The organism is Staphylococcus pragensis (genome assembly GCF_004785665.1).
Classification (GTDB): Bacteria; Bacillota; Bacilli; order Staphylococcales; family Staphylococcaceae; genus Staphylococcus; species Staphylococcus pragensis.
In genome coordinates, this window is sequence record NZ_SRPJ01000001.1 from 334,407 (window position 1) to 356,396 (window position 21,990).

18 protein-coding genes and 1 riboswitch are annotated in these 21,990 nt (G+C 32.1%); of the genes, 13 read left to right on the forward strand and 5 right to left on the reverse strand.

The genetic code is table 11. The annotated features are described in order from the left end of the window. The first annotated feature begins 3 nt into the window (after nucleotides 1-3). The 3 genes from mgtE (at nucleotide 4) to fabI (ending at nucleotide 4,189) form a co-directional block, all read left to right on the forward strand. Nucleotides 4-1,389 (forward strand): magnesium transporter, encoded by a 1,386-nt coding sequence (mgtE, locus tag E2558_RS01685; RefSeq protein ID WP_126565260.1) that lies wholly within the window; start codon nucleotides 4-6, stop codon nucleotides 1,387-1,389. 9 nt (nucleotides 1,390-1,398) lie between these two features. Continuing rightward, a complete protein-coding gene (locus E2558_RS01690; protein ID WP_126565261.1) occupies nucleotides 1,399-3,243 on the forward strand; it encodes a monovalent cation:proton antiporter family protein in 1,845 nt (614 codons plus the stop codon). A 175-nt stretch (nucleotides 3,244-3,418) separates the two neighbouring features. Next, the gene (gene fabI / locus E2558_RS01695) at nucleotides 3,419-4,189 is read left to right on the forward strand and encodes an enoyl-ACP reductase FabI (protein WP_126565262.1); all 771 of its coding nucleotides are present in this window, start codon (nucleotides 3,419-3,421) and stop codon (nucleotides 4,187-4,189) included. A 315-nt stretch (nucleotides 4,190-4,504) separates the two neighbouring features. Here the strand turns inward: fabI and cozEa are convergent, their stop codons facing one another. Then, entirely contained in the window at nucleotides 4,505-5,590 is a 1,086-nt protein-coding gene (gene cozEa, locus E2558_RS01700) for a lipoteichoic acid biosynthesis protein CozEa (protein WP_126565263.1), read from the reverse strand. 298 nt (nucleotides 5,591-5,888) lie between these two features. Between cozEa and E2558_RS01705 the strand changes: the two genes are divergently transcribed. After that, nucleotides 5,889-6,650, forward strand: a complete 762-nt coding sequence (locus E2558_RS01705) for an esterase family protein (protein WP_126565264.1) — start codon at nucleotides 5,889-5,891, stop codon at nucleotides 6,648-6,650. Nucleotides 6,651-6,844: 194 nt separating this feature from the next. After that, on the forward strand, nucleotides 6,845-7,354 hold the full coding sequence (locus E2558_RS01710) for a YjcG family protein (protein ID WP_126565265.1): 510 nt from the start codon (nucleotides 6,845-6,847) through the stop codon (nucleotides 7,352-7,354). A gap of 75 nt (nucleotides 7,355-7,429) precedes the next feature. On the opposite strand, the gene ltaA is transcribed toward E2558_RS01710, so the two are convergent. Together ltaA and E2558_RS01720 are read right to left on the reverse strand one after the other, a co-directional pair. After that, entirely contained in the window at nucleotides 7,430-8,626 is a 1,197-nt protein-coding gene (ltaA, locus tag E2558_RS01715; protein WP_188349580.1) for a lipoteichoic acid biosynthesis MFS flippase LtaA, read from the reverse strand. Next, nucleotides 8,604-9,779, reverse strand: coding sequence for a diglucosyl diacylglycerol synthase (locus E2558_RS01720; protein ID WP_126565267.1), 1,176 nt, complete (start codon nucleotides 9,777-9,779; stop codon nucleotides 8,604-8,606). Before E2558_RS01720 ends, ltaA begins: the two co-directional genes overlap by 23 nt. 405 nt (nucleotides 9,780-10,184) lie before the next feature. On the opposite strand from E2558_RS01720, the gene E2558_RS01725 reads away from it, so the two are divergent. The 7 genes from E2558_RS01725 (at nucleotide 10,185) to E2558_RS01755 (ending at nucleotide 19,843) form a co-directional block, all read left to right on the forward strand. Then, nucleotides 10,185-11,669, forward strand: a complete 1,485-nt coding sequence (locus tag E2558_RS01725; protein WP_126565268.1) for a UDP-N-acetylmuramoyl-L-alanyl-D-glutamate--L-lysine ligase — start codon at nucleotides 10,185-10,187, stop codon at nucleotides 11,667-11,669. Further along, nucleotides 11,659-11,919, forward strand: coding sequence for a YueH family protein (locus E2558_RS01730; RefSeq protein ID WP_126565269.1), 261 nt, complete (start codon nucleotides 11,659-11,661; stop codon nucleotides 11,917-11,919). Before E2558_RS01725 ends, E2558_RS01730 begins: the two co-directional genes overlap by 11 nt. Continuing rightward, nucleotides 11,916-13,478 (forward strand): peptide chain release factor 3, encoded by a 1,563-nt coding sequence (locus E2558_RS01735; protein ID WP_126565270.1) that lies wholly within the window; start codon nucleotides 11,916-11,918, stop codon nucleotides 13,476-13,478. The genes E2558_RS01730 and E2558_RS01735 overlap by 4 nt, the downstream gene beginning before the upstream one ends. 111 nt (nucleotides 13,479-13,589) lie before the next feature. Continuing rightward, nucleotides 13,590-13,698: riboswitch (yybP-ykoY riboswitch) on the forward strand. 70 nt (nucleotides 13,699-13,768) lie between these two features. After that, nucleotides 13,769-14,563 carry a TerC family protein gene (locus E2558_RS01740; RefSeq protein ID WP_126565271.1) on the forward strand — a complete coding sequence of 265 codons (795 nt, stop codon included), beginning with the start codon at nucleotides 13,769-13,771 and terminating at the stop codon, nucleotides 14,561-14,563. A 374-nt stretch (nucleotides 14,564-14,937) separates the two neighbouring features. Then, nucleotides 14,938-16,821, forward strand: coding sequence for a S1C family serine protease (locus tag E2558_RS01745; protein WP_126565272.1), 1,884 nt, complete (start codon nucleotides 14,938-14,940; stop codon nucleotides 16,819-16,821). A gap of 18 nt (nucleotides 16,822-16,839) precedes the next feature. Then, on the forward strand, nucleotides 16,840-18,198 hold the full coding sequence (locus E2558_RS01750) for a TrkH family potassium uptake protein (protein ID WP_126565273.1): 1,359 nt from the start codon (nucleotides 16,840-16,842) through the stop codon (nucleotides 18,196-18,198). A 133-nt stretch (nucleotides 18,199-18,331) separates the two neighbouring features. After that, on the forward strand, nucleotides 18,332-19,843 hold the full coding sequence (locus E2558_RS01755; RefSeq protein ID WP_126565274.1) for a bifunctional metallophosphatase/5'-nucleotidase: 1,512 nt from the start codon (nucleotides 18,332-18,334) through the stop codon (nucleotides 19,841-19,843). Nucleotides 19,844-19,935: 92 nt separating this feature from the next. On the opposite strand, the gene E2558_RS01760 is transcribed toward E2558_RS01755, so the two are convergent. Together E2558_RS01760 and E2558_RS01765 are read right to left on the reverse strand one after the other, a co-directional pair. After that, entirely contained in the window at nucleotides 19,936-20,538 is a 603-nt protein-coding gene (locus E2558_RS01760) for a CPBP family glutamic-type intramembrane protease (RefSeq protein ID WP_126565275.1), read from the reverse strand. A 15-nt stretch (nucleotides 20,539-20,553) separates the two neighbouring features. Next, nucleotides 20,554-20,730, reverse strand: a complete 177-nt coding sequence (locus E2558_RS01765) for a YkvS family protein (RefSeq protein WP_103297526.1) — start codon at nucleotides 20,728-20,730, stop codon at nucleotides 20,554-20,556. Nucleotides 20,731-20,930: 200 nt separating this feature from the next. Here E2558_RS01765 and E2558_RS01770 point away from each other — a divergent pair, with 200 nt between their 5' ends. Continuing rightward, the gene (locus tag E2558_RS01770; RefSeq protein WP_126565276.1) at nucleotides 20,931-21,920 is read left to right on the forward strand and encodes a lipoate--protein ligase; all 990 of its coding nucleotides are present in this window, start codon (nucleotides 20,931-20,933) and stop codon (nucleotides 21,918-21,920) included. The last annotated feature ends 70 nt before the right edge of the window (nucleotides 21,921-21,990 follow it).

The window sequence follows — 21,990 nt, forward strand, 5'->3', positions numbered from 1 at the left end:
CCCGTGTCGTCAGAAATAGAAAAACACGACAAAAATGAATTAGAAGAATATAATAAACGTCTACTAGACGATATTTTAGCGCAAGATGATATTGATCGTTTCAGAGAAGAATTTCTAGCGATTCATGAATATGAACAAAGCGAGTATTTCGAGAATACAACCTCAGAGAACAGGCAAAAGATTTTTGAATTTTTATCTCCAAAAGAAGTAGCTGAATTCTTCGATCAATTAGAAATGGATGAAGATGAATATGAAGATTTATTTGATACTATGGATGCGCATTATGCAAGTAAAGTGTTGGAAAATATGTCTTCCGATAATGCGGTAGATATTTTAAATGAATTATCAAAACCGAAAGTAGCAAGTTTACTTACGTTAATGCATCGTGATGAAGCGAATGAAATTAAAGACTTGTTACATTATGAAGAAGACACTGCCGGCGGTATTATGACTACCGAATATATTTCGTTAGATGCAGATACACCGGTAAAAGAAGCTTTATTGTTAGTAAAAGAGCAAGCGCCTGATGCTGAAACTATTTATGTTATTTTTGCAGTCAATACGACTGGACAACTTGTCGGCGTCTTATCTTTGAGAGATTTAATTGTTGCGGAAAATGATGCTTACATCGAAGATATTATGAATACACGTGTAATAAGTGTCGACGTAGCAGAAGACCAAGAGGACGTTGCGCAAAAAATGAGAGACTATGATTTTATCGCTATGCCTGTAGTAGATTATCAAAGTCATCTTTTAGGGATTATTACGATTGATGATATCTTAGACGTAATGGATGAAGAGGCTAGTGAAGACTACTCACGCTTAGCCGGGGTTTCAGATATTGATTCAACAAACGATTCAGTAGTGAAAACAGCAACCAAACGTCTACCGTGGCTTATTATCTTAACGTTCTTAGGAATGATTACCGCAACCATTTTAGGAAGTTTCGAAGATACATTAGCTCAAGTTGCTTTACTAGCAGCGTTCATACCGATTATCAGTGGGATGTCAGGAAATTCAGGCACCCAATCACTTGCGGTTTCTGTAAGAAATATTTCTACCGGGGAAATTGACGAGCAAAGTAAGTTTAAAGTTGCTTTAAGAGAAGCTGGTAGTGGATTTTTATCGGGCATTGTTTGTGCCACTATACTTTTTATAATAATTGTAATATTGTATCGTCAACCGTTTTTAGCACTTATCGTTGGTGGCAGTCTAACTATCGCAATGACTGTAGGTACTTTAGTAGGTTCAATGATTCCATTAATAATGAATAAATTAAATATTGACCCAGCAGTAGCGAGTGGTCCATTTATTACTACAATTAATGATATTGTTAGTATGTTAATTTATTTCGGATTGGCAACAACATTCATGTCATATTTAACATAGGGGGACAAAATGGAGTTCTTTTCTCTAGTAATTGTAGTTGTAGCAGCATTTTTTACACCCATCATTGTAAATAGATTAAATATTACGTTTTTACCTGTAGTAGTGGCTGAAATTATTATGGGAATAATAATTGGCCACTCATTTTTAAATATTGTTGAAAAGGATAGTGTACTTAGTATTCTTTCAACACTTGGTTTTATCTTTTTAATGTTTTTAAGTGGTCTTGAAATTGATTTTAGTACGTTTAAAAAGGATACACGTAACCGACAAGGTACTAATAAAAATGAAAAACATGTACCAAGTCATCTTAATTTAGCTTTAACAGTATTTGCTTTTATCATGATTATTTCAATCATCCTAGCATACGCCTTTAAATGGTTAGGGCTTGTGGATGATGTCTTATTAATGATTATTATCATTTCAACTATTTCATTAGGTGTAGTCGTACCTACATTAAAAGAAATGAACATTATGCGTACTACCATTGGTCAATTTATTCTACTTGTTGCGGTTTTAGCCGATTTAGTAACAATGGTCTTATTAACCGTTTATGGCGGTATCAATGGCAACAGTGGTAGCTCCGTATGGTTATCTGCTATACTGCTTGTCTTTACAGCTATTTTTTATATACTAGGTGTTGTCTTTAAACGTATGAAGTTTTTACATCGTTTAATTGGCGGAACAACACAAATAGGTATTAGAGCTATTTTTGCGTTAATAATATTATTGGTCGCTTTAGCTGAAGGCGTTGGGGCTGAATATATATTAGGTGCTTTCTTAGCAGGTGTGGTTGTATCTTTACTGAAACCAGACGAAGAACTAGTACATACATTAGATTCGTTTGGATATGGTTTCTTTATTCCGATATTCTTTATTATGGTAGGTGTAGATTTAAATATTCCTTCTTTAATTAAAGAACCATCATTATTACTTATTATACCTGTGTTAATTTTAGCTTTTATTATTTCAAAATTAATTCCAGTATTCTTTATCAGACGTTGGTTTGATAGTAAGACAACGATAGCGTCAGCGTTCTTGTTAACATCAACATTGTCATTAGTTATCGCATCAGCAAAAATTGCAGAACAATTACATACTATTTCATCTGAAATGTCAGGTATTTTAATATTAAGTGCGATTATTACCTGTGTGTTTGTACCTATCATTTTCAAAAAAGTCTTTCCAGTTCCAGATGAAGCGAATCGTAAAATTGATATTGCCTTAATTGGTAAAAACCAATTAACTATCCCAATTGTTCGAAACTTGTCACCACATTTATATAATGTGACATTGTATTATCGTAAAGATTTAGGTGATAAACGTAATTTACCAGATAACGTGACAGTGGTTGAAATTTCGGAATATGAAGAACATTTGTTAGAAAGACTAGGATTATTCGATCAAGATATCGTAGTATGTTCGGCTAATGATGATAGCTTAAACCGAGATGTTGCTAAATTAGCTAAAGCACATGATGTGAAGCGAGTGATCTGCAGACTTGAAAGTAGTAGTGAAGATGATGAAATGAAAGCGGAAGGTATTGAAGTATTCAGTAACTTTATTAGTAATAGGGTCTTCCTTCAAGGTTTAATTGAAACACCGAATATGTTAAATATCTTAAGTAACGTTGAAACATCATTATATGAAATTGAAATGTTGAATCATAAATATGAAAATATACAATTACGTAATTTCCCATTTGGTGGCGATATAATCTTCGTGCGAATTATTCGCAATAACGAGTCTATAGTCCCACATGGTGATACACAACTTAGATATAAAGATCGTTTAATCGTTACAGGTTCTAAAGAATATGTAGATGAATTGAAATCAGAACTCGAATTTTATTATTAAAGTTTAGAAAAGGAGGTACATCATATGTTGGTGTACCTTCTTTTTAAATAAAACACTGATATTGCTTTATAAACCTTTATTAAGAATGGTAAAATATATTCATTAAAGTATTCTTTATTGTTTTAAACAATATGTTTACAGATTAAATAATAAATGATTATAAGGAGTTATTCGCATGATTAATCTTGAAAATAAAACATTCGTTATTATGGGTATTGCTAATAAACGTAGTATCGGATTCGGCGTTGCTAAAGTATTAGACCAATTAGGTGCTAAGTTAGTATTTACATATCGTAAAGATCGTAGCCGTAAAGAATTAGAAAAATTATTAGACCAATTAAATCAACAAGATCCAAAATTATACCAAATTGATGTCCAAAAAGATGAAGACGTAATAAATGGTTTCGCTAAAATTGGCGAAGAAGTTGGAAATATTGATGGTGTTTATCATTCAATTGCTTTTGCAAATATTGAAGATTTACGTGGTCGTTTCTCTGAAACATCTCGCGAAGGTTTCTTATTAGCTCAAGATATTAGTTCATATTCATTAACTATCGTTGCGCACGAAGCTAAAAAGATCATGCCAAATGGCGGTAGTATCGTAGCTACAACTTATTTAGGTGGCGAGTTTGCTGTTCAAAACTATAACGTTATGGGTGTAGCGAAAGCTAGTTTAGAAGCAAACGTTAAATATTTAGCTTATGACTTAGGTCCAGATAATATCCGTGTTAATGCGATTTCTGCAGGTCCTATCCGTACATTAAGTGCAAAAGGTGTTGGCGGATTTAACACAATTCTTAAAGAAATCGAAGAACGTGCACCATTAAGACGTAATGTTGATCAAGAAGAAGTTGGTAAAACAGCAGCTTACTTATTAAGTGATTTCTCAAGCGGTGTAACTGGTGAGAATATTCACGTAGACAGTGGTTTCCACGCAATTAAATAATAGTATGAGATATAGAGGCTGAGACAAATTAAAATGTCTTAGCCTTTGCTAATATATTGGCAGTAGCTGACTGGTTTGAAAATGCGCTTAAATCAAGCTTTTTTCAAATCTAGTCATCCTTGCCGGGGAGCGGGGCCCTAGCACGGAGAATTTCATTAAGAAATTCCACTAATAAAGCAAACTGGGGTTGAACGACGAAATTTATTTAATGTCTGTCCCACTCCCTTATTTTGTTTTGTAGTAAATGAAGTTTCCTATATATTGCAACAAAAGCGCTACTCTATCAACATAGAGTAGCGCTTTTCAGTAATACTATTAATCTTTCACATCGCTGTTTGCTTTATCAATAATACGTTGACGGTATTTAAATATATTACTAGCAACCGTTTTAAGTACTGCATATAAAGGCACAGCAATTAAAATAAGTGTGAATCCACCTAAATCCCCAGCAGCTAAAATGACTACAATGATTGTAAGCGGGTGAATACTTAAAGATTTACCCATAACATTTGGTGTGATGACGTTACCTTCAAGTTGTTGTGCAATTAAAGTAACGATACATACCCAAATGAACGTCGTTGGGCCATCAATTATACCTAGAATCGCGGCAGGTGCAAATGATAACCATGGTCCTAAGAAAGGAATTAAGTTTGCGAAAGCTGCAAATAATACAAGTAACGGCGTATAAGGTAAACCGATGATTGTATATCCAATATATAAGATAATACCTAAGATAACACTTACTGTTACTTGACCTTGAATATAAGATTTCAAAGTAAAGTTTAAGTCTTTTAATAAATCAACTACGAAGACTTTGCGTTCTCCTTTAAAGAATTTAGCAGTTGCAGGAATAAATTTTTCGTGATCCTTTAACATATAAATTAAGAAGAAAGGCACCATAACCAATAAGAATATAGTAGAAATCAATGATGTTATGTAAGTAAATGAATTTGCTAAAATACCAGTCATACTATCACCAATTGATTTTACTGCAGAATTGATGCGATTAGTCACATCACTAGGTAATTTATCCATTTGGTTAAGTGAGAAATTAATAATTTTTTCAGCCTCACGTTGTAATGTCGGCGTTGCTTTAATTAAATTATTAACATTTGAAAGAATAATCGGTGCAACGAAAGCTACAATAATAGCGATAATTGCAATTAAACCAATAAATATTGTTAAAATACTCGCCCAACGAGGGAAGCCCCATTTTTCAAGGATGTTCTGGAAAGGTAAGCAGACATAGAATAAAAATCCGCTAATTAAGAATGGAAGGAATACAGAGCCAATAATTGTTGCGATAGGGGCAAAGACGCTTTGTACTTCCATAAATAATTTAATTAGCACGAACAGAATGATTAGCGCAATCCCTGTTCGAAACCATACTTTGTTAAGCATAAGCTTACTTCCTCCTAAAGTAATCATTTCATTAGTATAAGTATATATCAAAAGAGTATTGTTAAAAAGGGAAATTTTAATAGTGAAAAAGATATTAAAATATACTATTTCAAATTAAATAAATATAACAAGTCTAAATTTTATTTTTTATAATAACCTTTAAAAGTGTTGAGAATCAAAATAATATATATTATTGAGTATTTAATTAAATATTACTATTTGATGTTAATCAGTGATTTAAAAGTCATATTTAAATTTGATACAATAAAGATATTATTTAGAGGGGGCAACAATAACAATGGTGAATTTTAAACCAGGTAAAATCAATAAACACGTTTTACATAGTAATATTTTAGAAAGAGATGTTACGCTATCTGTTTATCTGCCAGAGGATTATTCAGAACTATTTAAATATCAAGTCATCATTTGTTTTGATGGACTCGACTTTTTACGTTTCGGGAGAATTCAACGTGAATATGAACGCTTAAGAAGAGAAGAGCAAATTCAACGCGCTATTATCGTTGGTTTCCATTATGAGGATGTTGATAAGCGTCGAGAAGAATTTCATCCTCAAGGTAGTCGTAGTAGCAAGACGGTTCAAGCAGTGGGGAAAGAGATATTACCGTTTATCGATAACACCTTCCCAACTTTCAAAGTAGGAAATGCCAGAATATTAATGGGTGATAGTTTAGCGGGTAGTATTGCATTGCTTACAGCACTTACTTATCCAACTATATTTAGTCAAGTTGCTATGCTCAGCCCACATTCTGACGAAACAGTACTTGATAAATTGAATAGCTGTATACAATATAAAGAATTAACAATTTGGCACGCTATTGGTAAAGAAGAAGATGATTTCGAACTCCCAACTACTGGAGAGCGCGCGGACTTTTTAACGCCTAACAGAGCGCTTGCTAAAGCCATTGAACAATGTAGCATTACTTATCAATATACTGAATTTGATGGTGGGCATAATTGGAAATCTTGGAAACCTATGTTAGATGATATTTTAAATTATTTCTTAAATGAAGACATCCCATTACCATCTAATGAAGTGTAAATAGTTATATTTTTCGGGAAAAGGGTATTGATTATTAATAACATGGTTTAAATACACTCTTTCAATAAAGAGAAAAGACAGATTAGGCTTTATATTTCAATATTGTAAACCTTTTCAAAAAATTCTATTAACTCATAACCTAATATATAGAATTTTGCTATAATGAAACTATGTTAAACAAAGGAGGAATTTCAATGAATATAGGATTAGCATTAATTCCGTCAGAATCATTCCAAGAAGAAGTGAACGGTTATCGTAAACGTTATGATACTGAATATGCACGTATCATGCCACATATTACGATCAAATCACATTTTGAAATTAATGATGAAGAGTTAGATTCAGTAAAAGAAGAAGTTTCAAAAAGATTAGAAGGTTCAAAACCAATTGAAGTACATGCAACAAAAGCTTCAAGTTTCAAACCTACAAATAATGTTATTTATTTTAAAGTTGCTAAAACTGATGAGTTAGAACAACTTTTCGATAAATTTAATACTGGGGATTTCCATGGTGAAGCGGAACATCCTTTCGTACCTCATTTTACAATTGCTCAAGGTTTATCTAGTCAAGAATTCGAAGATATTTATGGCCAAGTAGAATTAGCAGGGGTAGACCATAAAGAAATTATCGATGAACTTTCATTATTACGTTTTGACGAAGAAGAAGATAAATGGAAAGTAATTGATACTTTCAAATTAGCGTAATTATTTAATATATTGAAGAAGGGTCTAGAAATCAGTGTGATAACACTCGTTTCTAGACCCTTTTTTAAATACGAATTAAAAACGTTTTTGTTTATGCCCACTTTTCATAAAATAAATGCCATAAAATACAGCTAGCATTAAAAAGATGAATGCTGAAAAATAAAATGTATAACTTAAACCATTTGAAAACTGTGCAATAAGACCACCGAATAAAGGTCCAATCATTGAACCAAAGCCTTGTACACTGTTAAATACGCCCCATGTTTCTTCTTGTTCAGAAGAATCTATTTGACCTGCCATAAATGTATTCCAAGCTGGTAATAAAATACCATACATTAATCCTATGAAGATAGCTACAATCCATACAACGATAATGTTAGTAACTAATGACAATCCGAAGATAAAAGCAGTAAATAATATGAAACCTGTAAAGATAATTCCATACATAAATCCTCGACTATTTCTATCGATAATCTTAGATAAAAATAGCATTGAAATAGCACAACCAATACCGCCAATCGCAATTGCAACAGTATATTCAATGGTACTCACACCAACGACTATAGTGGCATAAGTAGGTAAAATAGGAAGTAAGGCTGAGATTGAAGCGCCTTGTAATAAGATACCTGGGAATAATACAATATGACGTTTCATTACATCAACGATTTGACCAAGTTGTTCACTAACGGGTTTAGTATTATAGTTCGTTAGTTTAATATCAACAAAGTAATATAATACCCACGCAATAACGACCACTAGAGACATCATAAATGCAAAGCGTGTTGGATGTAATTTTACTAAGACATTCATAAATGCCCAACCTACTAGCAAACCTAATAACCATGCAAAGTATACATATCCCATTTGTTTACCACGCTGATCCTCTTCAACACTGGATAACATAATGACCCAAATAGGACTGACAGCAATACCTAGCATAATCGCACTAAAGATAATGATTATTGGATTTGCGGGGAAAAAGATAACTAAAAATAAACTAATGAAAGCAAGCAAAAATCCTAAAGTTAAGACGATTTTAGTTCCAAACTTTTTCAATAGGAAGCCGATGACAAAATTGGTTGCTGCATCGGAAATAAAATGAATCGATAATGCTGCTGAGGTTACTCCTACTGCAATAGAAGTGACAGTAGGTAAGTAATTAATGTAACTTAAAATATACATTCCTCTAGCAAATTCCATTAAAAATAGAATGATAAGCATTATCTTAAAGTTTTTACTTATATTTTTATTATTTAACGAAGAACTTGGCATAAAGTGGCACCTTTCCATAAATTTCCTGTTGTTGTGATGAACTATCTAGGATATCTAATAGATCGTTACATAGTCTATATGTTGAATAATCAACTTTTTCATTCGCCATTTTTTCGCTCATTGTTTTAAGTTTATCTTCATGATTAGTTAAATCAGACACGACATCAATTGCTTCTTCAGGTGTATTAGCAATTTTGCCATATCCTTTTTCTTGGAAGTAATATGCATTTTCTAGTTCTTGCCCAGGAGCAGGATTTAAGAAAATCATAGGTAAACTTCTAGTTAAGCCTTCAGAAATAGTGATACCGCCTGGTTTTGTAATCATAAGTTGGCTAGAAGCCATCCATTCATTCATGTGTTTTGTATAACCTAAAATAAGGACATTATCATATGATTTAAATTGTAACTCTAAATTACGTTTTAATGCCTTACTTCGACCACACACCATTACAATTTGAGAATGTGGGCTTTTTTCTAAAATATTTTCAATCATATATTCAAAGCCTTTAGAAACACCAAAGGCACCAGCTGACATTAAAATAGTAGGCTTGTCTGGACTAAGATGATGCTGAGTTAACCATGACTCTTTATCAATGTCCTCTTCAAATTTATCTGAAATAGGGATACCAGTAACTTTAATATCAGATGCAGGGATACCTACATTCATAAAGTCTTTCTTCGTATCTTCCGTCGCTACATAGTATCTGTGAGAATTTGGCGTAACCCAGTTCTTCTGCAAACGATAGTCAGTCATTACAGTCGCAATTGGAATGCGCATGTTAAATTGTTCAGTCAAAACTGACATAACCGGAGTAGGGAATGTCAATAATATTAAATCTGGCTTCTCTTTGAGAAGTAAATTAATTAATTTATTCAAGCCATAATACTTATAAAAACATTTATCTAATTCATCTGGGCGACTATAATAAAAGTTTTTATACATATTTCTAAAATATTTAAAGCTATTAATATACCATTTCTTACATATAGAAGTTAATATAGGATGAGCTTCCATAAATAAGTCATGCTCAATCACCGTTAAGTGAGGTAAATTCATTTCATTAAGTTGATTAACGACACTTTGTGTTACTTGTAAATGACCATTTCCAAATGACCCGGTAATAATCAATAACTTTTTATTTTGAGTAACCATTAATAGTCACCCTCCAATAATTTAAATTTATCACTGATAAAAATTAGGAATATATTAAGGTTAAAATTAATATTTATGAAGAGAAATTTATAACCTATATAAAACCTATTAATTTCATTTATAGTGCATTATAGCACAATGAAATAGTGAATACTCGTTGTTTATACTTATATCCTAGCATTAAAGTGTTCAAATGTATTGCTATAAAGCTACATATATATAAAATTTTAAAATAATTAACTTCAAATTAATAAATAGAATTTATAAGTGAGATTGAAATGATTGTTGGATTGTGAGGAAGTATCAAATCAAGTGATTAAATTGATTTAATCTGATAATAATGAATTTATCAACGTCTTTAAAACGTGTATAATAGAATTATTGTAAAAAAAGGAGCGAGACATTTTGAATGCGAATGAGTTGTTCGAAAAAATAAGAGTCAAAGAAGTTATTGGAACTTTAGATATAAATGTAAATGATATTACTACAGATTCACGTACAGCAAAAGAAGGAAGTATATTTGTCGCATCAAAAGGATATACTGTTGACAGCCATAAGTTTTGCCAGAACGTAGTGGATCAAGGCGCTAAAGTTATAGTAGTGAACCACAAACAAGAAATTAATGGCGATGTAACACAAATCATCGTTCCAGATACACTAAGAGTAGCAAGTTTACTTGCTCATACTTTATTTGATTATCCTAGCCAAAAGCTAGCTACATTCGGTGTAACAGGTACAAATGGTAAAACATCAATAGCTACGATGATTCATCTCATTTTCAGAGGTTTAGGAAAAGGTAGTGCATACTTGGGCACAAACGGCTTTCAAATTAATGAACAAAAGACTAAAGGTGCCAATACTACACCAGAAACTGTTTCATTAACTAAAAAAATTAAAGAAGCGGTTGATAAAAATGCAGAAGCGATGACAATGGAAGTTTCAAGCCACGGTTTAGCGTTAGGAAGATTACGAGGCGTAGAATTTGATGTTGCTATCTTCTCTAATCTTACACAAGACCACTTAGACTTCCACGGTACAATGGAAGCTTATGGGCACGCTAAATCATTGCTATTCAGTCAATTAGGCGAAGACTTATCTAAAGAAAAATATGTCGTATTAAACAATGATGATGGTTTTTCAGAATATCTAGCTTCAGTAACACCGTTTGAAATTTTTAGTTACGGTATAGATAATGAAGCACAATTTATGGCAAAGAATATTCAAGAGTCATTACAAGGTGTTCAGTTTGACTTTGTAACCCCAGTTGGCACATATCATGTTCAATCACCATATGTTGGTAAGTTTAATATTTCAAATATTATGGCAGCAATGATTGCTGTTTGGAGTAAAGGCACTGCAATGGAAGATATTGTACGCGTCGTTAAATCATTAGAACCAGTAGAAGGTCGTTTAGAAGTGTTAGATCCATCATTACCTATTGATTTAATTATAGACTATGCTCACACTGCTGATGGCATGAATAAGCTTATCGATGCGGTTAAACCATTTGTTAAGCAAAAGCTTATCTTCTTAGTAGGTATGGCTGGAGAACGTGATTTAACTAAAACACCTGAAATGGGCTCGGTTGCATGTCGTGCAGACTATGTAATTTTCACACCGGATAACCCAGCGAACGACGATCCAAAAATGTTAACTGGAGAATTAGCCAAAGGTGCCACACATGATAACTATGTTGAATTTGACGATAGAGCTGAAGGTATTAGACATGCGATTGACGTTGCAGAACCAGGGGATACAGTGGTTCTAGCTTCTAAAGGAAGAGAACCATATCAAATCATGCCTGGACATGTTAAAGTGCCTCATAGAGATGACTTAATCGGATTAGAAGCAGCTTATAAAAAATTTGGCGGTGGCCCAGTTGAAGATTAAGCAACTTTCTGAACAAAATGAAGTTGTCAATGTATATCTTTATAAGAATGATGAGATAGAACAGCTAATGATAGCTATTCCAGACATGTTTTGGTCTGTTGAAATTGATTATAACGACATGAATATAAATGAAATTCAAGAAGAATTAGTAATGCAATTATTTACTTTTAAAGATGAAAATGAAGCGACACGTATTGCTTCTAAATTATCTGAATGGATTGCGAATGATTTGAAGGAGAATATTAAATGAGTTTAAAAGAAGAAGTAGAGTCAAGAAAGACGTTTGCCATCATCTCTCACCCGGATGCTGGTAAAACAACGTTAACTGAAAAATTATTGTATTTTAGTGGAGCGATTCGTGAAGCTGGTACAGTTAAAGGTAAAAAGACTGGAAAGTTTGCTACAAGTGACTGGATGAAAGTAGAACAAGAACGTGGTATCTCTGTAACAAGTTCTGTAATGCAATTTGATTATGACGATTATAAAATTAATATCTTAGATACACCAGGACACGAAGACTTCTCTGAAGATACGTATCGAACTTTAATGGCTGTAGACAGTGCCGTCATGGTTATTGACTGTGCTAAAGGTATCGAGCCTCAAACATTAAAATTATTCAAAGTATGTAAAATGAGAGGTATCCCGATTTTTACATTTATTAATAAGTTAGACCGTGTAGGTAAAGAGCCATTTGAATTATTAGATGAAATTGAAGAAACATTAAATATTGATACGTACCCAATGAACTGGCCAATTGGTATGGGACAAAATTTCTTTGGTATTATCGATCGTCATTCTAAATCAATTGAACCGTTTAGAGACGAAGAAAATGTCTTACATTTAAATGACGATTACGAATTAAAAGAAGATCATGCTATAACTAATGACAGTGCTTTCGAACAAGCGATTGAAGAATTTATGCTAGTTGAAGAAGCGGGAGAAGAATTTGATAACGAAGCTTTATTAAACGGTGAATTAACACCTGTATTCTTCGGTTCAGCTTTAGCTAACTTTGGTGTTCAAAACTTTTTAAATGCTTATGTAGACCATGCACCTATGCCGAATGCACGTCAAACTAATGAAGACGTAGAAGTAAGTCCATTTGACGATGAATTCTCAGGATTTATTTTCAAAATTCAAGCGAATATGGACCCTAAACACCGCGATAGAATTGCGTTTATGCGTGTAGTAAGTGGCGCATTTGAACGTGGTATGGACGTTACATTACAACGTACTGAGAAGAAACAAAAAATTACACGTTCAACATCATTTATGGCGGATGATAAAGAGACGGTTAACCATGCCGTAGCAGGGGACATTATTGGTTTATATGATACTGGTAACTATCAAATTGGTGATACATTAGTAGGCGGTAAACAAAAATTTAGTTTCCAAGATTTACCACAGTTCACGCCAGAGATATTTATGAAAGTGTCTGCGAAGAACGTTATGAAACAAAAACATTTCCATAAAGGTATTGAACAGTTAGTACAAGAAGGTGCAATTCAATACTATAAAACATTGCATACGAATCAAATTATTCTTGGGGCAGTGGGACAATTACAATTTGAAGTGTTTGAGCACCGTATGAAAAATGAGTACAACGTAGATGTAGTTATGGAACCTGTAGGTAGAAAAATTGCACGTTGGATTGAAAATGAAGAAGATATTCAAGATAAAATGAATACATCTCGTTCAATCTTAGTGAAAGATAGATATGATAACTTCGTCTTCTTATTTGAAAATGAATTCGCAACACGTTGGTTTGAAGAAAAATTCCCAGACATCAAACTCTATAGTTTATTATAAGTATGGGATATTAAAGTGAAATTATAATTAAAATCAATCAATATAATCAATTATGATTGTTTATTACTAAGAATATTGGTTATAATACACATAACAAATGAATACCTATGACATGTTGTCAGAGGGGAGTAACTTGAAACCACTATTTGAACAAATTGGTTTAGCACTTTATCGTCATTACGAAGTAAATACTTCCGGTAAAGTGGGCAAATGAATTGCTAAGTGAGACCTTTGCTATTATTTAGCATAGGTCTCTTTATTTGTATAAAATGAAAAAGGAGTTGTCCCCTATGGATCCGAGTTTAATATTACCGTATTTGTGGGTAATCTTAGTCCTTGTATTCTTAGAAGGATTATTAGCAGCAGACAATGCTGTTGTAATGGCTGTAATGGTAAAACATTTACCACCTGAGCAGCGTAAAAAAGCACTATTCTATGGCCTTTTAGGCGCATTTGTATTCCGTTTTATTGCATTATTCTTAATTAGTATTATTGTTAATTTCTGGTTCATCCAAGCTCTTGGTGCGGCATATTTAATCTTTATGTCCATTAGAAATCTATGGAATTTCTTCCATAAGAAAGAGGATGAACATGAAGCTGGAGACGATCATCACTATGATGAATCTGGCGTTGAAAAGAAAGTAAGTCCTTTACAATTCTGGGGCACTGTATTTAAAGTAGAATTCGCAGATATCGCATTTGCCATCGACTCTATGTTAGCTGCTATGGCAATCGCCGTAACACTTCCTAAAATGGGCATTCACTTTGGTGGAATGGATTTAGGTCAATTTGGTGTTATGTTTATAGGCGGAATGATTGGTGTTATTTTAATGCGTTTCGCTGCCACATGGTTTGTTGACTTATTAAATAAATACCCAGGCTTAGAAGGAGCTGCCTTCGCTATCGTTGGTTGGGTAGGTATTAAATTAGTCGTTATCGTGCTTGCTCATAAAGATATCGGTATTTTACCTGAAGACTTCCCACATGGTGCTCTATGGCAAACTATCTTCTGGGTTGTTATGATTTTATTAGTTGTAATTGGCTGGTTAACATCAGTACGCAACAATAAAAAGAAAGCAAAATAATATATAATATACATTTAGTGTCTTTCTAAGTTTAATTTTAAACAAACTTTGAAAGACACTTTTCTTATAAAATTAAGAAAATAAACGGTCTATTCATTGCTTATTAGTACTTTTGATATTAAAATTTAATTAATGAATAAATTACTTAAAATTAACAAATTTTATTAGGCATCTTCTACTTGCCTATAAGTTAGAATTTGCAAGACTGTTAGAAAGCCCTTGTCAATCGAGGAAACGAAATACGTAACAACGGGTGTTTACTTTGTGTAAATGAGCTAGTTATGTATAAGTTGATGAAGAGTGAAAGAGTTTGTCTATAGTCTAAAATGATACATATTTATAGCTAGTGATTATAATGTTAGGAGTGGACAGCTTTGAATAATGATAAAAAGCACGTCATACCACGCGATAGATATCGTCGTAAGCGTCATGAATATTTTCATAATGAAGAACGTGAAGAAAGAATTGCGCGTGAGAAAGAGCAACGTGAACGTTTAGCTGAAAAAGAGCAACAATTAGTAAAAGTAAATGAAGAACGTGTTCGAGATAATTTAAGAAAAGCTAGAATTGAAAAATTAACACAAGAAGAAATACAACAGCAACAACATGAAGCCAAATTAAGAGCAAATAACAATAGTTCTTCAACCAATGAAAATAAAGAACATAATTTAACATTGCCTGAAGAACAACGTTTAAACGAAGAAAAAAATAATGCGACAGATAGCGATCAATTAAAACATCAGCGAAACAAAGAAAATTCAACTGAAGAAAAAGAATCTCAACCTGTATATAGTAGGGTAAACAAAAATAAAGAAAAAGATACGCAAGCTACTAAAAATAAAGATAAAACAAAAGAGCAAAAAGTTGAAACAGTCTATGATAATCAAACAAATGACATAGATAGTAAGCGTGAACCACATAGTGTAGTCAATAACACAACATCAATAGAGAAAAACAATGAAGAAAATAAATATGATACAAAAGATAATCACAAAAAAACATCTACTCAAAAAGTAAAAGAAGATAAAGAATTAAAGGCTCAAGAAGCATCAAGAGATGAAAATAACGCTAAGAAGAACTTTGATTCTCAAAATGAAACCCAACCGACAAAATCAAATAATAGTAATGAAATGATGGATAAAGTGAAAGTCTTTCTACAACGTCACTGGATTAAGATTGTTATTGCTATCATTATTCTATTATTAATTTTAGTACTAAATTCGATTTTTTCTCACTCAAAACATAATCAAAATATTAATCAAAGCGAAAATAACGATAAGAAGTATACCACAACTATGAAAATTGCTAATAATGCTGTTAAATCAGTCGTAACAGTCGAAAGTAACACACCTAAGAATACTTCAGTTCAAAAAACAAATACAAATTCAGATAATGAACTTGGCTCAGGTGTCGTCTACAAAACTGTAGGCGACACTATTTTTATTTTGACCAATACACATATTATTGATCAAAGCGACGATATTAAAATAACTTACGATGATAATAAAACTGTACAAGCAAAAGTTGTAGGTAAAGACAAATGGTCTGATGTAGCAGTGCTTAAAGTGAAATTAAAAGATGGTAATATTAAACCGCTTCATATTGGAAACTCAAATCATTTAGTAGTTGGGGAATCTATTATAGTTATAGGAAATCCGCTAGGAAATGACTTTAAAAATACTGTTTCTAAAGGTATTATTTCAGGAATTAATCGTTTAGTACCAGTCGATTTTGATAAAGATAATAATAATGATGAACTCATTAAAGCCTTTCAAATTGACGCGCCTGTGAATCTTGGTAATTCTGGTGGTCCGGTCATCAATAAAACCGGAGACTTAATAGGGATAGTATCTCTCAAAATAAATATGCCAAGTATTGAAGGAATGGGCTTTGCAATACCTATTAATGAAGCACAATCTATAGCTAATGAATTGGAAAAAAACGGGAAAATTGAGTATCCAAATACTGGAATAGCAATTGAAAACGTAAAAGACATGAACAGTTACGAAAGAAAAATGATTAAGTTACCTAATGAAATTAACCAAGGTATTGTAGTTAAAAATTTAAAAGATGGTGGGTTAGGAGAAAAATCTGGTTTAAAAACTGGCGATGTCATTGTAGAATTAGATAGTAAAACTTTAAAAAATAATTTACAGTATAGACAAATTCTTTTTGAACACAGACAAGATTTAAAAACATTGTCCGCGAAAATTTTTAGAGAAGGAAAATCTCAAAAGATAAAAATAAAATTAAAATAACGTTGAGGTGACAAGTTAGTGTCTATTTTTAGTAAGTTACTTAAAAAATCAAGTCCTCAACAAGGGATTGTTTTATATTATTTAATAGCCATAATTGTCGCTTTTTTATTATTAAACCTTCCTTTTGTGCATAAGCCAGGTGTGAATGTTTCGCCAATTGATACTCTGTTTGTAGCCGTTTCTGGTATCAGTGTAACAGGATTAACCCCAGTGAATATAGTTGATACATACTCTGCATTTGGGCAAATCATTATACTCATCATTCTAAATATCGGTGGTATTGGTGTCATGGCCATTGGTACGGTTTTATGGGTAGTGCTTGGTAAACACATTGGGATTCGAGAGCGTCAATTAATCATGTTAGATAATAACAAAGATACGATGAGTGGCACAGTTAAACTAATATTAGAGATTATTAAAACAATTGTCACTATTGAATTTATAGGTGCATTGTTACTAGCATTTTACTTCTATAGAGATAATCCAGATTTAAAAAATGCATTAATGCAAGGTTTATTTGTTTCTATATCTGCTACTACAAATGGCGGTTTAGACATAACAGGTCAATCATTAATTCCTTATGCAAATGATTATTTTGTTCAGACGATAGTAATGTTTCTTATTATCTTAGGCTCTATAGGATTTCCTGTGTTATTGGAAGTACGTGCTTATATTAGAAATAGGGTAAGTCATTTTAGATTTTCATTATTTACTAAAATTACTACTACTACATATTTCTTTTTATTCACATTTGGGGTACTAGCTATTTTAGCACTAGAGCATAATAACGCGTTTAAAGGGTTAAGTTGGCATCAATCATTGTTTTACGCGCTGTTTCAATCAGCTACTACTCGAAGTGCTGGATTACAGACTATTGATGTAACGCAATTAAGCGATGCTACGAATGTAATCATGAGTATCTTAATGTTCATTGGATCTTCTCCTAGTTCTGTAGGTGGGGGTATTCGTACAACAACATTTGCGATATTAATTCTATTTGTCATTAATTTTAATAATAATTCTGAGAAAACTTCAATCAAAGTATATAATCGAGAAATTCATGTGGTAGATATTCAAAGATCATTTGCGGTATTTACAATGGCTTCAATTCTTACTTTTGTGAGTATGATTATTATTCTAGCCACTGAAAAAAATAACCTTAGTTTCTTGCAAGTCTTCTTTGAAGTAATGTCTGCCTTTGGTACATGTGGCTTGTCATTAGGTGTAACAGATAATATAAGTAGCATTACTAAAGTTGTTCTGATGATTCTAATGTTTATCGGTCGTGTTGGACTAATATCATTTATTATTATGATATCAGGACGTAAAGAACCAGATAAATTTAGTTATCCTAAAGAACGTATTCAAATTGGTTAATTCGATTTAGACATTTTTAAGTAAATTTATTTATGAATTTGCTTAAAATGTCTTTTTCATTTTCAAAAAATATATCAATAACACTAAGATAATAATAAATGTTAAACTAGCCTTAAATGAGGGGTGTGTAAACGTGGATAGAAATGAAAGTTTTAATATCGATATTTTAGCAACGTCTGATATGCATAGTCAGTTTATGAATGGAGATTTTGGATCTAATATTTATCGAGCAGGAACATATGTGAAAAATGTTAGAGAACAAAATAAAAATGTTATTTTATTAGATAGTGGGGGGAGTTTAGCTGGTTCGTTAGCTGCTCATTACTATGCAATAGTTGCCCCTTATAAACGACATCCCATGATTAAATTGATGAACGCAATGCAATATGATGCTAGTGGTATTAGTCCAGATGATTTTAAATTCGGGTTATCCTTCTTGACTAAGGCGGTTTCATTAGCACGTTTTCAGTGGTTATCAGCTAATATAGAATACGCGTTGACAAAAGAACCATATTTTTCGACGCCATATGTTATTAAAGAACTCAATAATGTAAAAATTGCTATTGTAGGCTTAACAGCTGAAGGTTTAATGAAAAATGAATACGCAGAAATGGAACGAGACGTTAGTATTGAAAAATCATTACTTTCTGCAAAGCGCTGGATTAGATATATACATGAAAAAGAACATCCAGACTTTTTAGTGGTGATATATCATGGTGGGTTAGATAAAATTAATACAACAAATCCACGTCATGGAGAAAGTTCTCACGAAGCGGAAAAATTAATGAAAGAAATAGGTATCATCGACTTACTAATTACAGCACATCAACATCAAACTTTTATTGGTAATGATTATGAAACGACATATATTCAAGCAGGACAAAATGCACAAGATTTAGTTCATGTGAAAATAAAATTTAAAAAACGTACGAATACATTTGAAAAGGAAGCGATACAATCTGAAATCATTGATTTGAGCGACTATCCAGAAAATGAGGAACTATTAGATATAACTCGTTATGATCGAAAAGCCATTGAACATTGGTCTAAAGAGATTGTGTCAGAAAATGACTGGGGTATGCAAGTGAATGGATTAGAAGATTTATTAAGTAGAAGTCATCCATTTACACAAATAATCCATGATAGTATCAAGCTGGCTTATGATAATGATATTACCTGTGTTAATGTACCTAAAAATGGCGAGCAAGGCTTTAAAGGCATGATTACAAACAAAGATATTTATAATGCATATCCTCATCCTGATAAGGCTATGGAGTTAACGTTAAAAGGGAGCCAAATCAAAGATATTATTGAGTATACGTATTCTTATATTCAGTTTGATCAGAATCAACTCAGTATGACAATTGTAGATGAAACGTTATGCACCTTATGGCAAGGGTTCCGTTATGAAGTGGATATGACTGAATTACCATTTTATCGTGTGACCTTAAAAGACATTAAGTTAGATAAAGCATATCGTGTAACGATGACGGATTATACCTACAGAAATTACAAGCATTTGTTAGATAATGTTAAAGTACATCATAGTTCTTTTGACCATCCTATGAGTACACTTATTACTGAAAAATTGAAAGATCCTGATTACAAGTTAAATGTAATTGATAATTTTCAAGTTAAAAGTTAAAGCTTAAATTTAAGGCTTACACTTATATAAACGGAGCATACAAATAAATTACTTTAAAAAATCTTAGCTAAATTAAACTAAGAAAAGTTTTTTTATCCATGGAATATTAACAACAATATAATCGCAACAATTTGGCCAAGTGATGTCGTTACAATTCGACGAGTATATTGATAACTTATTGATAATACGATTTGCGTAACAAAAGTAAAAGCTACAATCCACCATTTATCAAGATATATGAACAATGAACTTGAACATATAGCTGGAATAAGGATGACTACCCAAGTAGGTAGTTTGAAATTGCTTAATTCTTTTTGTAACACAGTTCTCATATATAGCTCATGGCATGGAATAACAAAAATTAATGTTACTAGCATTTGCCATTTAAAATAAACACCTGTTCTACTTAATTCTTTAATAAGTTCAGGATAGGATATTTGTGAAGACAATAATGAGAAAATTAATTGTATTATAATTAAAACAATACCTGTCAAAATACCTACGCCAATCGATGTTAATAAGCGTTTCGAATTAATATCTCTTTGATAAAAAACGTAACTTATTCCTGCTATTAACATGATTCCAGTATATAAATACCAGTATTCTTGGTGCTCACCCCACATGATAAACAAGATAAGGTGAAAAACAACAAAACTTGCAATAAACCAAATTAATGCTTTTGATATATTTTTCATTTACTATTAACCTTCTTATTCAACGATTTTATATCGTTTGTGATTAATAACTGTTTTTTCTGGTAAGTCTAGTTCATTGAAGTTATCCATTATAGTTAAGTCAACAATTACTGAATTATCATTAATTTTTTCAACACGGCCTCTTAAACCGTCATAAAATTCTACGATATTTCCTACTTCTGCAACAGTCATTTCGAGTCCTCCTCAAATCATAGCTAGACTATATTGTACTAAAATTTAGCTTACAAATAAACAAATATATACTAAAAATAGAAAATAATAATTCAATTGAAAAATTAATGTCATATTTGAGTATATAATTGGCAATAATTTTTTATTTAAGGCATAACTAATATAAGGGCATATATGAGAAATATTAAGGAGAGATAAATATGAAATTCGTAAGTAATAATAATATTACCGATCCTACAATAAATCTTGCCATGGAAGAATATGTATTAAAACATTTACCTGTTGATGATAGCTACTTTTTATTTTATGTAAATGAGCCGTCTATTATTGTTGGTAAAAATCAAAATACCATCGAAGAAGTTAATAAACAATACGTAGACGAACATAACATTCACGTAGTGAGACGTATTTCTGGAGGCGGCGCAGTATACCATGATCAAGGTAATTTAAATTTTAGTTTTATTACGGATGATGATGGTAATAGCTTCCATAATTTTAAAAAATTTACAGAACCGATTGTGCAAGCTTTACAATCTATGGGTGTAAATGCAGAAATGACAGGGCGAAATGATATTCAAGTAGGGCAAGCTAAAATTTCAGGAAATGCAATGGTTAAAGTGAAAGAAAGAATGTTTAGTCATGGCACGCTTATGTTGAATAGTGACTTGGGAGAAGTTCAAAATGCGCTAAAAGTTAATCCTAAAAAAATTCAATCAAAAGGTGTGAAATCTGTACGTAAACGTGTTGCTAATATTGATGAGTTTTTAGAAGAATCCATCTCTATTGATGAGTTTAAACAAATTATTTTAAAAACAATCTTTGGGGAGCATGAAGTTGAAGAATACAAACTTACAGATGAAGATTGGAAAAATATTGAACAACTAAGTAATGAAAAATATCGTACATGGGATTGGAACTTTGGTAGAAATCCAAAATATAATTTCGAACGTGATGAAAAATTTGAAAAAGGATTTGTACAAATCAAATTTGATGTTAAGCAAGGCAAAATAGAACACGCAAGAATCTTTGGTGATTTCTTCGGTGAGGGAAATGTCAGTGAACTAGAAGAAGCGCTTATTGGTGTATTACATGATTACACACACATTAAAGAAGCCATGGCTGACTTTGATTTCTATCATTACTTCGGAGATATTGAAAAAGATGAAATCTTAAAATTAATGTCTTATTAGATAGAGAAAAGCGGTTAACAGAGGATAACACCTGTTAGCCGCTTCATTTTTAATGTGGACAACAAAGTGG

What these genes read in the sequence shown, in the direction of transcription:
- ltaA (WP_188349580.1), bottom strand. Translation starts at nt 8,626, where the DNA reads ATGCCAAGTTCTTCGTTAAATAATAAAAATATAAGTAAAAACTTTAAG.
- E2558_RS01735 (WP_126565270.1), top strand. Translation starts at nt 11,916, where the DNA reads ATGAGTTTAAAAGAAGAAGTAGAGTCAAGAAAGACGTTTGCCATCATC.
- E2558_RS01760 (WP_126565275.1), bottom strand. Translation starts at nt 20,538, where the DNA reads ATGAAAAATATATCAAAAGCATTAATTTGGTTTATTGCAAGTTTTGTT.
- E2558_RS01710 (WP_126565265.1), top strand. Translation starts at nt 6,845, where the DNA reads ATGAATATAGGATTAGCATTAATTCCGTCAGAATCATTCCAAGAAGAA.
- E2558_RS01765 (WP_103297526.1), bottom strand. Translation starts at nt 20,730, where the DNA reads ATGACTGTTGCAGAAGTAGGAAATATCGTAGAATTTTATGACGGTTTA.
- cozEa (WP_126565263.1), bottom strand. Translation starts at nt 5,590, where the DNA reads ATGCTTAACAAAGTATGGTTTCGAACAGGGATTGCGCTAATCATTCTG.
- E2558_RS01720 (WP_126565267.1), bottom strand. Translation starts at nt 9,779, where the DNA reads ATGGTTACTCAAAATAAAAAGTTATTGATTATTACCGGGTCATTTGGA.
- fabI (WP_126565262.1), top strand. Translation starts at nt 3,419, where the DNA reads ATGATTAATCTTGAAAATAAAACATTCGTTATTATGGGTATTGCTAAT.
- E2558_RS01740 (WP_126565271.1), top strand. Translation starts at nt 13,769, where the DNA reads ATGGATCCGAGTTTAATATTACCGTATTTGTGGGTAATCTTAGTCCTT.
- E2558_RS01690 (WP_126565261.1), top strand. Translation starts at nt 1,399, where the DNA reads ATGGAGTTCTTTTCTCTAGTAATTGTAGTTGTAGCAGCATTTTTTACA.
- E2558_RS01770 (WP_126565276.1), top strand. Translation starts at nt 20,931, where the DNA reads ATGAAATTCGTAAGTAATAATAATATTACCGATCCTACAATAAATCTT.
- E2558_RS01705 (WP_126565264.1), top strand. Translation starts at nt 5,889, where the DNA reads ATGGTGAATTTTAAACCAGGTAAAATCAATAAACACGTTTTACATAGT.